The 15027-nt window shown below is 60.7% G+C and carries 12 protein-coding genes and 1 riboswitch; all 12 genes read right to left on the reverse strand.

Translation table 11 applies throughout. The features are described from left to right. Positions 1-231: 231 nt before the first annotated feature. The 12 genes from ACTQVX_RS07130 to ACTQVX_RS07185 all read right to left on the reverse strand — a co-directional run bounded on the left by ACTQVX_RS07130 (position 232) and on the right by ACTQVX_RS07185 (position 14772). A complete protein-coding gene (locus ACTQVX_RS07130; RefSeq protein ID WP_441560694.1) occupies positions 232-1515 on the reverse strand; it encodes an aminotransferase class III-fold pyridoxal phosphate-dependent enzyme in 1284 nt (427 codons plus the stop codon). Between the two features lie 68 nt (positions 1516-1583). Continuing rightward, positions 1584-2564, reverse strand: coding sequence for an acetylglutamate kinase (argB, locus tag ACTQVX_RS07135; protein WP_427718310.1), 981 nt, complete (start codon positions 2562-2564; stop codon positions 1584-1586). 81 nt (positions 2565-2645) lie between these two features. Continuing rightward, positions 2646-3914, reverse strand: a complete 1269-nt coding sequence (gene argJ, locus ACTQVX_RS07140; protein ID WP_441560696.1) for a bifunctional glutamate N-acetyltransferase/amino-acid acetyltransferase ArgJ — start codon at positions 3912-3914, stop codon at positions 2646-2648. Positions 3915-4048: 134 nt separating this feature from the next. Continuing rightward, positions 4049-5119 carry an N-acetyl-gamma-glutamyl-phosphate reductase gene (gene argC, locus ACTQVX_RS07145; RefSeq protein ID WP_427795080.1) on the reverse strand — a complete coding sequence of 357 codons (1071 nt, stop codon included), beginning with the start codon at positions 5117-5119 and terminating at the stop codon, positions 4049-4051. A gap of 261 nt (positions 5120-5380) precedes the next feature. Continuing rightward, positions 5381-5791: a pyridoxamine 5'-phosphate oxidase family protein gene (locus tag ACTQVX_RS07150; RefSeq protein ID WP_427718303.1), complete on the reverse strand. Its 411-nt coding sequence runs from the start codon at positions 5789-5791 to the stop codon at positions 5381-5383. Positions 5792-5845: 54 nt separating this feature from the next. Next, positions 5846-6292, reverse strand: a complete 447-nt coding sequence (locus ACTQVX_RS07155) for a pyridoxamine 5'-phosphate oxidase family protein (protein ID WP_441560698.1) — start codon at positions 6290-6292, stop codon at positions 5846-5848. A 30-nt stretch (positions 6293-6322) separates the two neighbouring features. Continuing rightward, complete coding sequence (locus ACTQVX_RS07160) at positions 6323-7123, reverse strand: energy-coupling factor transporter transmembrane component T family protein (protein ID WP_441560700.1); 801 nt, start codon at positions 7121-7123, stop codon at positions 6323-6325. Beyond that, positions 7123-9027 carry an energy-coupling factor transporter ATPase gene (locus ACTQVX_RS07165; RefSeq protein ID WP_441560702.1) on the reverse strand — a complete coding sequence of 635 codons (1905 nt, stop codon included), beginning with the start codon at positions 9025-9027 and terminating at the stop codon, positions 7123-7125. Before ACTQVX_RS07165 ends, ACTQVX_RS07160 begins: the two co-directional genes overlap by 1 nt. Further along, positions 9024-9614, reverse strand: a complete 591-nt coding sequence (locus ACTQVX_RS07170; protein ID WP_441540266.1) for an ECF transporter S component — start codon at positions 9612-9614, stop codon at positions 9024-9026. The genes ACTQVX_RS07165 and ACTQVX_RS07170 overlap by 4 nt, the downstream gene beginning before the upstream one ends. 5 nt (positions 9615-9619) lie before the next feature. Continuing rightward, positions 9620-9812: riboswitch (FMN riboswitch) on the reverse strand. Positions 9813-10180: 368 nt separating this feature from the next. Then, complete coding sequence (gene groL, locus ACTQVX_RS07175) at positions 10181-11818, reverse strand: chaperonin GroEL (protein ID WP_154514811.1); 1638 nt, start codon at positions 11816-11818, stop codon at positions 10181-10183. Positions 11819-11914: 96 nt separating this feature from the next. Beyond that, the gene (gene groES, locus ACTQVX_RS07180; protein ID WP_427718293.1) at positions 11915-12208 is read right to left on the reverse strand and encodes a co-chaperone GroES; all 294 of its coding nucleotides are present in this window, start codon (positions 12206-12208) and stop codon (positions 11915-11917) included. Positions 12209-13128: 920 nt separating this feature from the next. Continuing rightward, on the reverse strand, positions 13129-14772 hold the full coding sequence (locus ACTQVX_RS07185) for an amidohydrolase (RefSeq protein ID WP_441536872.1): 1644 nt from the start codon (positions 14770-14772) through the stop codon (positions 13129-13131). Between the last annotated feature and the right edge of the window lie 255 nt (positions 14773-15027).

Consider the following 15027-nt stretch of genomic DNA (forward strand, 5'->3'; position numbering starts at 1 on the left):
AGGAGCGGAGCGACGAAGCGGGGCGCGGGCGGCGCCAGCCGCACGCGGACATCCCTCATCGCCCACCACTGAATTGGAAACGGTCCTCGCAAGGGGACCGTTTTTGTTTGCATACGGCCTATCCCAGCCATGGTAAATCGATAGCAAAACGGGTTCCAGTTCGCCCAATCGTGCGCCAAACGGCACGTGACGGTCTGGAACCCGCTTCAAACTGCTCTATGCCTGATGACGCTAAGCTAAAACACCCGCCAGGATCTCGATTAGGCTGTCCACATCGGCTTCCTCGCACACGAGCGGCGGCAAGAAGCGCAGTGTATGTGCACCTGTAGCGTTAATCACGGCACCAGCCACCAACGCGCGAGCCACAACGTCGTGCGCATCACCCGCAGCATCGTCCAAATCGCAGCCGAGCATTAGGCCGCGACCACGCACCTCGGTAACATGCGGCAGCTTGGCGAGCCTTGCCTCCATATAGGCACCCACCTTGGCGGCATGGTCTGCGTAGTCACCGCGCACAAGCGCGGAGAGCGTCGCGGCACACGCCGCGATGGCCAAGCAGCTGCCGCCGAAGGTCGAACCATGGTCGCCGGGCTTAAAGATGTCAGCGATTTCCTTCTTTGCCACCACGGCACCCATGGGCACGCCGTCGGCGATGCCCTTGGCAAGACTCATGATATCGGGCTCCACACCATAAGTCTGGAACGCGAACGGCTTGCCGGAGCGGAAAATACCACACTGGACCTCATCGGCGATAAGCACGGCACCCACCTCGTGTGCCAAGTCGCGCGCCGCCGCCATAAACTCCTCGGTCATGGGATGCACACCGCTTTCGCCCTGGATCGGCTCGAGCATCACAGCGCAAATCTCGCTTCCCAGCTGCTTAAAGATTGCGTGCAGTTCATCTACATCGTTGGGTGTGCATGCCACAAAGCCACCCGGCAGCGGGCGGAAACTGTCCTGCAGCCAATCCTGCATGGTCGCGGCAATGGTCTCGAGCGTACGACCATGAAATCCGCCGCGCATACACACGATGGTGTTGCCACCGTTGCCGGCACGTTGGGCATACAGACGCGCGAGCTTCATAGAGCCCTCGTTGGCCTCGGCACCGGAATTGGCAAAGAACGTCTCCCACACCTGCTCGCCCGCAGCCGGAGCGCCAAGCGCCGCCGCCGTGGTCTCGTCGCCAGCGGCAATCGCGTCGGCAAGCACGCGCGCACCGTCCGCATCGTCGTTAGCGAGCTTGGACAGCAACGCCGCGACCTGGCCGCGCTGCTCAATGTAGAAGTAGTTGGAGACATGCAGGAGCTTTTTGGCCTGGGCCTCGAGCGCCGAGAGCACCGCCGGGTTGCCGTGGCCTAGGCTGCATACGCCAATACCTGCAAGAAAATCGAGATATTCGCGACCATCGTCGCCGGTGAGCTTCATGCCGTGGCCCTCGACAAACTCGACCGGCGAGCGGCCAAAGGTTTGCATAACGTAGTGGGATTCGAGCGATTGTTGAGCTGCAAGTGACATGAGATGCCTTTCGTTAAGCGCCAGGTGGCGCGGACTGTGGGTGTAACGGTGTGACGATTTCTAACCAGCTAGACCGTCTGGAGCTTCTCGACCTCGTCGAGGTTCTCGGTCAGGCGCGCCGCAAAGGTCGAAAGCGGGTGCGGGTGCGTATCAAATTCGTAGGCCGTCTCGGTAGAGTGGATCACGGTGCCGACGCCGGCATCGGTCAGCAGCTCCAGGAGCAGCGAATGCGGCGTGGTACCGTTAATGATGTGAGCGCGAAATACGCCGCCGACAAGCGCATCGACGGCCGCGCGCAGTTTGGGAATCATGCCCTTATCGACCTCGCCACCGTAGAGCATCTCATTAACCTCGTCGAGCGTTAGGTTGGAGATGAGCGAGTCTTTATCGCTAAAGTCCTTGTACAGGCCGTCGACGTCGGTCAAAAAGATCGCCTTGTGCGCGTGGAGCGCCGCCGCAACGGCACCGGCGGCGGTGTCGGCGTTGATATTGAAGAAGCCACCGTCCTCCCCCGCCGCGACGGTAGCGATGACGGGAATATACTCGCTATCGAGCAAGTTCTCGATGTAGTCGGTGTTGACATGCGTCACTTTGCCCACGCGTCCGAGCTCGGGGTCGAGCGGCTCGGCGATGAGCGTGCCGGCGTCGCTGCCCGATACGCCCACGGCCAAGTTACCGTGGTGGTTGATTGCCGCCACCAGCTCTTGGTTAACCTTGCCGCCCAGCACCTCGCGCACGATATCCATGGTCGCCGGCGTGGTCACGCGCTGGCCGTTCTTAAACTCGACGGGCATATCGTAATGGCTCAGCGCCTCGTTGATGGCTTTACCACCGCCATGCACGATGACGGGGCGCATGCCGATAATCTTGAGCAAAACGATGTCGCTCATCACGTCGCGACGCAGTTGCTCGTCTACCATGGCGGCCCCGCCATACTTGATAACGACCGTCTTGCCGGTCAGGTTTTTAATCCACGGCAGCGCTTCGAACAGCAGCTGCGCAGTTGCTTCGTTGGATTCGCTCGAACGACAATCGCGTGCGAATTTCATAATCTGCCTCGTCTTTCGTATCGTTATCGCGCTGTGCTCCGCTGCCCGCAATCGCGGCGAGATGCGCAGCGTGCCTGGAATCTAGGAGCGGTAGTCACCATTGATTGAGATGTACTCGTGCGTGAGGTCACAGGTCCACACGGTCGTTGCCGCGTCGCCTGCGCCCAGGTCGGCCGAAATCACGATCTCGGGCGCCTCAAAACGTCGCAGGGCCTCGTCCTCGTCAAAAGGAACAGTCAGGCCATCGCGGCAGACGGGCAAGCCCATCATGTCGATGGAAACGTCTTCCTGATTAAACTTTACGCCGCACTTGCCGAGCGCCATGGCAACGCGACCCCAATTGCAGTCGTGGCCAGCGATGCAGGTCTTGACGAGTGGCGAGTTGGCGACGGCGCGGGCGGCGATATCGGCTTCCTCGTCGTTGGCGGCGCCGGTGACGTTAACCGTCACGAGCTTTGACGCACCCTCGCCATCGGCCGCGATGTTACGCGCCAGGCTCTCGCACACCTCGTGCACGGCAAAGGCCAGCTCGTCAAAGGCGTCAGTGCCCTCGACGACGGCCTCGGCATCCGCGGCGGCAGCGCCAGAAGCCAGCATGATACAGGTGTCGTTGGTCGAGGTATCGGAATCGACCGTCACTTTATTAAAGGTCTGTTTAACGGTCGAGAGCAGTAGGGTATGGAGCGCCGCCGACTCGACGGGGGCATCGGTAGTAATGACCGCGATCATGGTGGCCATATTGGGCATGATCATGCCCGATCCCTTGCACATGCCGCCCACCGTATAGGTATTGCCTGCGTGCCCCGCGGCCTCGCTGCGGTAACACACGGCATACTCCTTGGAATGCGTATCGGTCGTCATGATGGCACGGGCTGCATCGGCGCCGCCATGGGCAGAGAGTGCCTCGTAGGCGGACGGAATTGCCGTCTCAAACGTGTCGATCGGCAGAATCTGTCCGATCACGCCCGTGGAGGCAACTAAAATCTGTTGGGGTTCACAGCCAATGATCTGCGAGGCGATGTTGCACGTCTCGCGCGCACAGGCAAGGCCGGTCTCGCCCGTGGCGGCGTTCGCGTTGCCGGAGTTGATTGAAACACCGGCGATGATGCCATAGCCCTTGTCCGTACCGCCCAGGTTGGCACGGCTCACCTGCACGGGCGCCGCACAAAAGCGGTTAGTCGTAAACACGCCGGCCCCGGGACAGGGTTTATCGGGCACAACGAGCGCGTAATCCAGGCGCGCGGGATTCTTGCGGAATCCGGCATGGATGCCCGCCGCCTTAAAGCCGGCTGCCGCCGTTACGCCGCCCTCTACGGCACGAATCTTGATATCGAACTGCTCAGCATTCATCGTCTTTACGACTCCTTATGTCAAACAAAAAATGGGCATCGGTTGGTGCGCCATGCCAGCCACAATCATGAGACCAGCTTAAAAGTGGCGCCAAACTCGATACCCGACTACCAAATCGTTAATAATCGAATGTGCTACACCGGGCACGCCACTGTGGGCAAGCCTCGTCGCTCGTCAAAACCAAAGACGATGTTGGCGCACTGGACCGCCTGGCCCGCAGCGCCCTTGCACAAATTGTCGATGGCGCCCGTCGCCACCAGCACGCCCGCACGCTTGTTGAGCGCAAGGCCGATCTGGGCGGCATTGGTACCGACAACCGAAGCCGTCTTTGGCTGCTGGCCGGCATCGAGCACGCGCACAAAGGTACGACCGGCGTAGAACTTCTTGTAATGGTCGACGGCATCCTCAAGAGTCAGCGCTTCGAGAGCCTGCGTTGCGAGCGGCAGCGTCACCGTAGAGAGCAGGCCGCGCTTGAGCGGTGCCAGGTGCGGAGTAAAGACGACGCGATCGGTAAGGCCCAGAATTTGCTCGATTTCTGGCGTATGGCGATGTTTTCCTACGCCATAGGCCTCCAGATTCTCGTCCGCGCTGCAAAAATGGGTGCGGGTGTTGCACGACTTACCGGCACCCGTCACGCCACTGATGGCGTCGACGACTACGGGGCCGCTCTGGGCCACCCAGCCCGCACGCACGGCAGGCGCGGCAGCAAGACTCGTTGCGGTGGGATAGCAACCGGCGCAGGCGACCAGTACGGGCTTTCCGTCGGCGTGGTCGGATGCAGCGGTCTCTAAGTCCTGGCAGAACAACTCGGGCAGACCGAAGGCACGTGTCTTGAGCAACTCGGGGCTCGTGTGCTCGGCGGCATACCATGTCTCAAAGACGGACGCGTCGCTCAGACGGTAATCGGCCGAAAGATCAAAGCAAGAGACACCCGATGCAAGCAGAGCGGGCACCTGTGCCATGGCAGCCGTGTGCGGCACGGCGAGAAAAACCGCATCGCAGCTCTTAAGTTCAGGGGCGTCATGCGTGGTGAAAACCAGATCGCTCACGCCAGCAAAGCTGGGATACACCGCGGACAGCAGCTGGCCGGCATCGGCGTTGGACGTAATGGCAACAAGTTCAAACTCGGGATGGCCGAGCACGAGGCGAATAAGCTCGGCGCCGGCATATCCAGCCGCGCCGACGATTCCAACCTTTAAAGACATATCGGACTCCTTGTCTGCGGTCTTATGCGTCATTGCGCATTCCGCAGCCGTCGTTATGAGGTAGGTTGAAACTTTAGCACCCGAGAATGCATATTTACGCAAATAATTTGTGTCTTCATGCATTGAAACATACCCGACACATTCGCTTGTAGGAATTGACAAAAAAAGCGAGCTCTGCATTAGCCGCAGCGCATCATGCTGCTGGCCAATGCAGAGCCCACCTTATACGGAATACCAAACTTAAGGGTCGCCCAGAGCAGCCTAGAGCTCGACCGGAACCCATTCGTCGTGATTGCAGATAAAAGCCTCGGGGTCCTCGACGCTAAAGAAGACGAGCGTGGGATCGTTAGGCCCCTCATAGTGCTCGCTCAAGCGCTCAAGATGCTTCCACCCGGCCTCGCGCATTTCATCCGAAGCCCGGTCGTCCAGACCCGCACGTCCGCGCAGGATCAACCAACCATGGCCCGGCCACCAACTCGTGGCCTCAAAGCGCTGGTTTTGCAGCAGCTCTTGCCACACATCTTTGGTGCGCGCCGTTACAAACCACAGCTTGCCGTCCTGAATCTGCGCAAACGAGAACGGACGCACATGCGGCTGCCCGTCCACGCTCGTCGCTAGGTACCACGCCGGCACCGACGTCAGATACTCCAGCACCGTATTCAATCCGTCCACGTTTCCTCCTGTCATCTGACCAGTCTTTTTGGAATGGGCAGCTAATTTGGGAAATTAAAGCTCGAGGAGCTCTTCGCTGCCGTCGATATCGCAGAACCGAGCGGCGATGTTGCGGACCGAGAAGAACGCAAGGCGGCCATCGTTGGCACTATCGTGTTGCTCGCCAATGCCCACCATGTGCTTAAAGCCCGTCTGGCGCACCTTGTCACTCACGAATGCATCGTCCTCGAGTGCGGCCTCGCCAGTTAACACGATCCAGCACTCCCCCGGCTTCCAGCCCGATACCTCAAACTTGGGATTCTTGCTCAACTCCGCCCACACGTCCTTGTCGCGCGACGTGCAAAACCACAGCTTGTCGTTATCGATCATGGCAAACGAAAACGGCCTCACGCGGGGCTGATGCCCGTCGTTTGCATCGGTCGTGGCAAGATACCACGCCGGAATGCGTCTGAGATACGAGCAGACGCGCTCGAGCTGAGCCGTGCGATCGATGTCGGTCATAGAGACCCCTTTCTTGCGCTCGAATCGAGCTTAGACGAGTTGAAGATTGATAACGACAACGCATGCCACCAGCAGCGCCATCGCCACCGCGGCCAGTGCATCCCCGCGGCCAAACGTAAGCGCATGCAGACGCGTGCGTCCCCGCTCGCCGTGATAGCAGCGCGCATCCATGGCGGCCGAAAGCGTCTCGGCATGACGGAACACGCCAGCAAACAGCGGAATCGCCACACTGCCGAGCATGCGCACGCCACCGAGCGGACCGCCCATCACGCGCGCGCCACGGCTTGCCTGTGCATCGGCCGTCTGCTTCATCTCGGTGGCAAATTGTGGCATAAATCGCAGTGCGATACCCATAATCATGCCGAGCTCGTGCGCCGGAAGCCCCACACGCGCGAATGGTGCGAGAAGGCGCTCAAAACCCGCGGTGAGGTCGAGCGTCGGCGTGGTGAGCGTAATGGCGCTCATGCCGGCCATCATCATCGTCAGGCGACACGCCATAAACGTCGCAGAACGCAGCGAGCCCTCGCTCACCTGCAAAAAGCCAAACTGCCACAGGATGCGGCCACTCTGATCGGAAAACAGGTTGAGCACCGCGACCAGCACGACAATCGCCAGCAGTGGTGCCATCGACGATAGGACCCGACGCAACGGAACCCGGGCCGCGACATAGACCAGCACGACAAAAATTGCGATCGGAACCAGCCCGCGGAAGCTGCCGACGGTGAGCGCAGTGATCAGAAATGCGAAACCTAGGAGCAACTTAGTGCGCGGATCCAGGCGATGCACTGCGCTTTCCCCCGGATAGTAGCTGCCAAATGAGAATGCCTCCATTAGCAGCCCTCCTCTTGCGTGGCCATCTTGGAACCAGCCTGACGCGACGCCCTCAAAGGTCCGTCCGCGCAGCCTAGCAGCATGCCGGCCAACTCGTCGGCCAGCGCCTCAACCGTATAAAGCTTGTCGCAGCGGAGCGCCACACCGGCTTGCACGAGCGACAATGCCATGCGCTGCGCAGCGGGAACGCCCAAACCGATCGATTTGAGCTCGTTCGCGTGCGCAAAAACCTGTGCGGGCGTTCCATCGGCAAACACCGCGCCCTCGTTCATCACAACGATACGGTCGCAACAATTTGCCAGGTCATCCATGCTGTGCGAAACCATGACAACGGTCAGGCCCTCACGATGGAGCCGATCGATAAGCTCCAGGAAATCCCTGCGCGCAGCCGGATCGAGCCCCGCCATGGGCTCGTCGAGCACCAGGACCTCGGGCTCCATGGCGAGCACGCCGGCAAACGCCACGCGGCGCTGCTGACCGCCCGAAAGCTCAAAGGGGCTCTTGTCGCCTATCGCGGCAAGGTCGAGGCCCACGCGCGCAAGCGATGTTGCGACACGGCGAACAACCTCGTCTTGCGGCAGGCCAAGGTTGCGCGGGCCAAACGCCACGTCCTGCGCCACGGTCTCGGCAAATAGCTGGCGCTCGGGATACTGAAACACCACGCCGACCTTGGCCTTAACCGCGGCGGCGCCTTTCTTGCTTGATAGGTCGAGTCCCAGTGCGCAAACGCTCCCCTCCTGTGGACGAATCAGCCCGTTGAGATGCTGAACCAGCGTTGATTTACCCGAGCCGGTATGACCCGCCAGGCCCAGAAACTCGCCGCGACGCACCGTCAGCGAAACATCACGTAGCGCCCAGGGGCTGTTTGGATCGCTGCCCCAAAGAGCCTGTTTGCCCGATGCGCCCACAGTGGTCGAGCGCTTGCGCCATCGGCGGCGCTCGCGGGCGCTCAGCGTGTAACTATGCGAGAGGTGCGAAATCTCGATGACGGGCTCCGACGCGACCATCCCGCCGGCTGCAGAGGATGCATAGTCAAGCACACGAGAATCGGATGCGGAGGGCCGCCCAGCGACGTCCGCCCCGCTCCGCTCAGCATAAACCTGTGCAATCTCGGCGACCATATCCACCTCACGCACCTGCGCGCAAACGGGTACGCCCTTCGCGCGGAGTGCCCTACCTAGAGAGCACGACGCCGGCATATCCAGGTTGAGCTGGGCAAGTTCGTCCGCCCGCGTCAAGATTTCCTCGGGCGCACCGAGCATGGCAACGCGCCCCGCCCGAAACACCGCGACACGATCGGCCTCGGCGGCCTCTTCCATAAAGTGCGTAATCATCACGATGGTCATGCCGCGATCGTGCAACGCGCGGCAAACCTTCATGAGGCCCTTACGTCCACGCGGATCGAGCATCGAGGAAGCCTCGTCCAATATGAGCACGCGCGGTTCCATGGCGAGCACGCCGGCAAGCGCCACGCGCTGCTTTTGGCCGCCCGAAAGTGCATGGGTCTCGTGGCGCTCAAAGCCCACCAGGCCCACACCCTTCAGCGCCTCGCGTACGCGCTGCGCAATTTGTGCCGATGGCACGCCAAGGTTTTCGGGACCAAACGCAACGTCATCTTCGACAAGCGTTGCCACCAGCTGATCATCGGGATTCTGGAACACCATGCCCGCGGTCGAACGAATGTCGTAGACCAACTCGGGATCTGATGCATCCATGCCGTTGATACGCACCGTTCCTGCATCGGGCTGCAGCAGCGCATTCAGATGCTTGGCAAACGTCGACTTGCCCGACCCATTGCCGCCGAGGATGCAGAGAAACTCGCCATCCTCGATGTTCAGATCGATACCGTCGAGCGCCGGCGTGACACCGTCATAGCTAAAGGAAACGCCTCGACAATCAATCATGCGCGGCCTTTGACCTGGTCCTTTTTAGGCGTGATGAGGTTGGAGACCGCCTTGTACACTGCAAGCGTGAGCACCGAGTTGAGCACGGTCTTGATAAGGTTGAACGGCAGCACGGCAGGAACCATGAGCGGGGCGATCGCATCGACCGAGCCATACCAGAACCATACGCCAATGGTAAGGTTTGCGACCATAGACAGCGCCGTAGCGGTAATGACGCCGAACACCAGGCCAATCACGGCACCCTTATAGGTATGCATCTTCTGGTAGACGATAGCCGCGGGCAGAATGTAGCCCAGCGTGGCAACCAGGTTCATAAGCGCACCGACCCAGTCACCCGTGGTGAGCGCGTGAATAACGATAGCCATAGCGGCAACAGCAGTACCGGCGCCGGGACCATACGCAAACCCGCACACCATCGCCGGCACCAGCGACGGGTCGTAGGTCAAAAACGGCGCCGAAGGAAGGATGGGCAGCTGCACGTACATAAACAGGGCGCCCAAGGCGCACATCAGCGCCATGGTAACGAGCTGTTTGGTGCTCCACCTATTCGTGTTCTCAAAATGGATATGCTGCGACTGTTCAGACATAAGATCACCTGCCTCTTTCATCCGGACTCTAACCGTTGGTACTGGGATCTCACCAGTTCAGCCGGCATGCGAACCAACGCACGCACGGGTCGCGGACTCATCGGCTCGGACGCAGGTACCTCGCCTGCGCCACGGCGCCCCTCTGGCACCGTCCGATTTACCGCCAGTGGGGAATTACACCCCGCCCTGAAACAGCAATTGGAAGTGTAGCACGAGCAGGTATTCGCGCAAGTATGCCAAGGGTAATTTATGGTGGGGATCAGTTGCCGCAACAACCACGTTCCCCACCCATCCCACAGTAACGCGCCTTTCGCGCAAAGCGCGAAACAGCGTCCGGGATACGTATCCCCAACAACCACGTCCTTCTCCGCGAGCCGACTTCAAAGCCGTAAACGCAGGGGATCCGGGGGCGTGACGGGGCTTCTCTCCGGAACATTCCGCAGGACGCAAAGAGGCTCCGCAGCGCGAAGCGCGATGCGGAGCCTCTTTGCATGTCCGAGGACGTTCCGGAGAGAAGCCCCGTCACGCCCCCGGATCCCCGGTGGGAGTTCTAGACCTTGTCGGCCTTAGTACATACCGCCGCCCTGCTGACCAGCGGTAGCAGCAGCGATAGCATCCTCAAGCTGAGTGTTCTTGGGCACATCGGAAACCGTGGCCTCGGTGATGAGGATCAGGCTGGCGACAGAAGCAGCGTTCTGCAGGGTGACGCGGCTGACCTTGACGGGGTCGAGGACGCCCATCTCGATCATGTCGCCCCACTCGCCGCTGGCAGAGTTGAGACCCTGGCCAGCGGGCAGCTCGGCGACCTTGTCGACCACGACAGCGCCCTCAAAGCCAGCGTTCTTGGCAATGGTTGCGACCGGAGCGGTCAGAGCCTTCTTGACGATGTCGACGCCGATCTTCTCCTCGGGGTCGTCGATCTCGACTGCATCAAGCGCAGGCACAGCGTCCATGAAGGCGACGCCGCCGCCAGCGACAATGCCCTCCTCGACAGCAGCGCGGGTTGCCTGCAGGGCGTCCTCGACGCGGTGCTTGATCTCCTTGAGCTCGGACTCGGTGGCAGCGCCGACCTTGATGACGGCAACGCCACCGGAGAGCTTGGCCAGGCGCTCCTGGAGCTTCTCGCGGTCGAAGTCAGAGGTGGTGTTCTCCATCTCGCCCTTGATCTGAGCAATACGGGCGTCGATGGCCTCCTTAGAGCCAGCGCCGCCGACGATGACGGTGTTGTCCTTGGAGATGGTGACGGACTTAGCGGTACCGAGCATATCGGCGGTGATGTCAGCGACCTTCACGCCCAGCTCGTCCAGAGCAGCCTGACCACCGGTGAGGACGGCGATGTCCTCGAGAATGCGCTTGCGGCGATCACCGTAGCCCGGAGCCTTGACGGCGCAGACGTTGAGGGCGCCGCGGATCTTGTTGAGGACGAGGGTGGGCAGAGCCTCGCCGTCGATGTCCTCAGCGATGATGAGCAGGCCACGGCCAGCGCGCTGGACAGCCTCGAGAACAGGCATGATGTCCTGGACGCTGGAGATCTTCTGGTCGGTGATGAGGATGTACGGATCCTTCATCACGGCCTCCATGCGGTCGTTGTCCGTGACGAAGTAAGCGGAGACGTAGCCCTTATCGAACTGCATGCCCTCGACGGTGTCGATGGTGATGTCGAACGTCTGGGAATCCTCGACGGTGATGACGCCGTCCTTGCCCACGACTTCCATGGCCTCGGCGATCTTCTCGCCGACCTCGGGGTCACCGGCGGAGATGGTACCGACGGAAGCAATCTGCTCCTTGGTCTCGACCGGCTTGGCCTGCTTCTTCATCTCGGCGACGGCGGCGTTGACGGCCTTGTCGATGCCGCGACGGATGGCCAGCGGGTTGGCGCCAGCGGCGACGTTGCGAAGACCGTCGTTAACGATGGCCTGAGCGAGCAGGGTTGCGGTGGTGGTGCCGTCACCCACGGTGTCGTTGGTCTTGGTGGCGACCTCCTTCACCAGCTGGGCACCCATGTTCTCAATGTTGTCCTCGAGCTCGATCTCCTTGGCGACGGAAACGCCGTCGTTGGTGATGGTCGGGGCACCGAACGTGCGCTGCAGGGCGACATAGCGACCCTTGGGGCCCATGGTGACGGTAACGGCATCGGCCAGAGTGTTGACGCCCTTGGCGAGCTTAGCGCGGGCATCGGTATTGAACGTAATGTTCTTTGCCATGGTAGGTAATCCTCCAAAAGAAATGTGACTCACGTCGCCGCTTCCGAGTCCTATGCGGCGACCGCGTTCAAAGACGAATCAGAGAGCCTGATGAGACTAGGCCTCGACGACGGCGTAGATGTCGTCGGCGCGCATCAGCAGATACTTCTCGCCGTCGACCTTGACCTCGTTGCCACCGAACTTGCCGTAGATGACAACGTCGCCTTCCTTGACGTCCATGGGGATGCGCTCACCCTTGTCGTTGACCTTGCCAGCGCCAACGGCAACGACGGTGCCGCGCTGCGGCTTCTCCTGAGCGTTGCTGGCGATATACAGACCAGAAGCGGTCTTCTGCTCGGCCTCGTCGGGCTTGACCAGAACACGATCTGCAAGCGGTTTCAAAGACGACATGCTTGTCTCCTCCTTTTTGGGCCGCGTGGTTATGCCACGCGAATTAACCCTATTTGTTTGCGTACGCGTTGAATGGTACCCACGAATGGCGGGTTATACAACATAGAGTCAAAAAATCTTATTTTTTGGCACTTAGATTTTCTGAATGCCGGGGGGATAACTTGTGCGCAGCTCCCGTGTGGCGCCGGAGGGGCGGGGCATAAGGTTTCCTGCTCGGGCAGTCCTGCTCGCACGAAGGCCACATTACGTGACCTTCGGCTCGTGCGGAACTCGCGATAAACCTTATACCCCGCCTCTCCGGCGCCACACGGGAGCCAAGTTAACTAGTTCGGGCCCGGCATTCAGAAACGTCAGTGCAGCAAAATGGCGATGCGGATGGGAACATGGGCATGGCTTTCGCTGCACGCACGGGTCCCCTGGGGAGCACCGTGCATTTTTGGGAGTATTCAGCAGACCAGGATGGCTGTATACGCGCCAGACACATCTTATTGGTCCCAAGGACGCCTTCGACCGGCGATTTGGGTCGGCAGGCAGACCCCATCAGGGCATAAAGGCATGCCTCGTGCCTGCCCGGACGCCAAAATAACGTCAATCCCCATGACATTACCCGACCGCAACGGCGCCGGCAGAGCTCGCAGTGCTGAATACTCCGTTTTTTGCACGGCCCAGGCGGGGGTACATCAGGGCCAGAAAGAACATCCCAACCTTTTTATGCAATCTGTAATGGGAAGTATGCAAACACCATGAGGCAGCATTGCAAATGTCCAATTTGAACGCGCGGGGCAGCAGCGCCTCCACCCCACGCACAAATCCGGCAGAGCAGGGACGCTCATAACGAGTCCCCACCGATATGCAGACGTGGCTCGAGCGCCATCCCAAAATAAGTCGCCCGGGCCGCGTTTAACGACACGGCATGAGCATCAGCGCTCGTAGATTACGTTACCTGCCAGGTAGGTGGCCTGAACGTTGGTGGCTTGCAGCTCTTGGGGGTCAACAGTGAGCGGGTTTTGGTCCAGGACTACCAGGTCAGCATACTTGCCGGGCTCCAAGCTGCCGAGGTTTTGCTCGTCGCCTGCTGCATAGGCGCTGCCCAAGGTGTAGTTGCGCAAAGCCGTTGCCGCGTCGATGCGCTCGCTCGGTAACCAGCCGCCCTCGGGCCAGTGGCTTTTGGGGTCCTGGCGCGTGATAGCCGTGTAGAGCACGTCCATGCTGGTAACGGGCGTGATGGGGCTGTCGGTACCGAAGGCTTGGCGAATGCCGCGCTGTTTATAGGTTGCGAACGGCCACATGATGCGGCTGCGCTCCAAGCCCAAATCGCGCTCCGGTCCACCCGGGTCGAGCGTAATGTGGCAGGGCTGGCTCGAGGCGATCACGTTGAGCTTGCGCAGGCGGTCGATGTCCTCGGGCAGGAGGTTCTCCAGGTGCTCGAGCGTGTTGTGGCCGTGCTGGGGCAGGCCGTACAGACCGGCGGCTTCCTCGAAGATATCCAGCGCGGCATGAATCGCACCGTCGCCGATAACGTGGATGCGCACGGCGCGGCCGCGCTCCGCAGCCGCCAGAACCAGCTTGCGCATGCGCTCGGCGGAAACCGTCAGACGGCCTTGGTCGCCCGGGAAGCGCGGATTGGTATAGGGCTCGGTGAGATATGCCGTATGTTCACTCGACACACCGTCAAAGAACTGCTTAAAGCCCGGCGCCGAAAGCAGTGCGTTGTTCGCGTAACGTGCCTGCAGCTCTTCTAGACGCGACTGGTCATCCAGCAGCGTGGGGAACAGATGGGCACGAATGCCCAGCTTGCCGGCTGTCTGCAGTTTGTCGTAGACGTCGTCGCGGATAAAATCGCAGCCCGGCATGGGCATGAGCGACATGTCGCAGATCGAGGTGATGCCCTGCTCGGCCATGCGCCTCATTTGATCGGCGTAAGCGCTTGCGATGCGATCTTCGCCCAGCCACTCAAGGCAGCGCGGCAACAGCTGCATGGCGGCCGCCTCGTGAGCAATGCCCGTGAGCTCACCGTTTGCGTCCTTGTCGTAGCTGCCGCCCGCTGGCGGCTCGCTATCGCGCGTGACGCCGAGCGCCTCGAGAGCGCGACTGTTGAGCCACAGCGTGTGGCCGTCGCCCGAGTACATAACGCAGGGACGATCGGGAAATACCGCATCGAGCGACGCCTTGGTAGGATGCTCGGGCGGGTCCCAACGGTAGTCGCGCCAGCCCTGCGTCACAACCCAAGCGTCGTCGGGCAGATCCTGGGAAAACTCGAGCACGTGCTGCACCAGCGCCACCTCGGACGTGCCCCCATCCATAAGCATATACGGCGAGGAACCGACCGAGGTATGAAAGAAGTGCAGATGAGCGTCATGGAAACCGGGGCAGACAAACTGCTCGCCGTAGTCGATAACCGGCGTGGCGGCAGGCGCGGCGGCGATCACGTCATCGGGCTTGCCGACTGCGACGATACGGTCGCCTGCGATGGCAATCGCCAGCTCACGGGCGGTATCGATGCCGTCTTGCGAGGTAAAGACGTTCTTAGAGCGGATAATCCGATCGATATGTTGCATGGGCATCCCCATCTCTGGCAGGAAATTCAACACCCCCGAGTGTACTCCACCGCCACAGTTGCAAAACGTCAAGCGGTAAACGGCACCTTTCCCAACCCCAACGGCCCCGCCTGCCCCTTGGGAACGGGGTAGAAATGGTAGATTTCAAGCTTGAAATCCGCATCCAAGGCTGCGTGCACAAGCAATTTGCACCTATCAAGGTTACGGAGGTATCCATTTCTACCATTTCTGCCCCGTCCCCAAGTGGCAGGTGGCATACTG

The organism is Collinsella sp. LCP19S3_A6 (assembly GCF_052122015.1).
Classification (GTDB): Bacteria; Actinomycetota; Coriobacteriia; order Coriobacteriales; family Coriobacteriaceae; genus Collinsella.

Bases quoted from the DNA above. Each gene is read 5' to 3' on its own strand.
- ACTQVX_RS07185 (WP_441536872.1), bottom strand. From the start codon at position 14,772: ATGCCCATGCAACATATCGATCGGATTATCCGCTCTAAGAACGTCTTT.
- ACTQVX_RS07170 (WP_441540266.1), bottom strand. From the start codon at position 9,614: ATGTCTGAACAGTCGCAGCATATCCATTTTGAGAACACGAATAGGTGG.
- ACTQVX_RS07165 (WP_441560702.1), bottom strand. From the start codon at position 9,027: ATGATTGATTGTCGAGGCGTTTCCTTTAGCTATGACGGTGTCACGCCG.
- groL (WP_154514811.1), bottom strand. From the start codon at position 11,818: ATGGCAAAGAACATTACGTTCAATACCGATGCCCGCGCTAAGCTCGCC.
- argC (WP_427795080.1), bottom strand. From the start codon at position 5,119: ATGTCTTTAAAGGTTGGAATCGTCGGCGCGGCTGGATATGCCGGCGCC.
- argJ (WP_441560696.1), bottom strand. From the start codon at position 3,914: ATGAATGCTGAGCAGTTCGATATCAAGATTCGTGCCGTAGAGGGCGGC.
- ACTQVX_RS07130 (WP_441560694.1), bottom strand. From the start codon at position 1,515: ATGTCACTTGCAGCTCAACAATCGCTCGAATCCCACTACGTTATGCAA.
- ACTQVX_RS07155 (WP_441560698.1), bottom strand. From the start codon at position 6,292: ATGACCGACATCGATCGCACGGCTCAGCTCGAGCGCGTCTGCTCGTAT.
- argB (WP_427718310.1), bottom strand. From the start codon at position 2,564: ATGAAATTCGCACGCGATTGTCGTTCGAGCGAATCCAACGAAGCAACT.
- groES (WP_427718293.1), bottom strand. From the start codon at position 12,208: ATGTCGTCTTTGAAACCGCTTGCAGATCGTGTTCTGGTCAAGCCCGAC.
- ACTQVX_RS07160 (WP_441560700.1), bottom strand. From the start codon at position 7,123: ATGGAGGCATTCTCATTTGGCAGCTACTATCCGGGGGAAAGCGCAGTG.